The following is a 591-nucleotide window of genomic DNA, read 5'->3' on the forward strand; positions in this document are numbered from 1 at the left end:
CATCCAGCTCCTCACCGACACCCGGCCCTGGCCCGACGTCCACCGCCCCCGCCGCGCCGCCGTCTCCTCCTTCGGCATCAGCGGCACCAACGCCCACGTCATCCTCGAACAAGCCCCCGAGCCGTCCGAGTCGGTGCCGGTGCCGGTACCGGCGCAGGCAACGCGCCCGGTCGAAGCCGGCGCCGCGGAGCCGTCCGACACCGCCCCGCCGCCCGCCGCCACTCGCAGGCCCCTCGCGTGGCTGCTGTCGGCACGCTCGGAATCAGCACTCGACGCCCAGACCGAGCAGCTACGGGACTTCCTGGCAGCCAACCCCGAGATCGACCCGGCTGCCGTCGCCGCGACCCTGGCAACCGGCCGCGCCCACCTCGACCACCGGCGAGTGGTCATCGGGCCCGATCTCGACGCGCTCCGCGCCGGGCTGTCGGATCCCGTCACAGGCGCCGTGCAACCACCGGGGCGGCTGGCGTTCCTGTTCAGCGGGCAGGGCAGCCAACGCCCCGGCATGGGCCAGGAACTCGCCGCCACCTTCCCCACCTTCGCCACCGCCTACCACGACACCATCACCGCCTTCGACACCCACCTCACCCC

1 protein-coding gene is annotated in these 591 nt (G+C 73.9%); it reads left to right on the forward strand.

What is annotated here, in order from left to right:
- Positions 1-591: ketoacyl-synthetase C-terminal extension domain-containing protein (locus tag AB1460_RS38175; RefSeq protein ID WP_368967484.1), on the forward strand; the 591-nt coding region annotated here is incomplete at both ends.

The sequence above is a fragment of the Parafrankia sp. FMc2 genome, assembly GCF_041008525.1.
Taxonomy (GTDB): Bacteria; Actinomycetota; Actinomycetes; order Frankiales; family Frankiaceae; genus Parafrankia.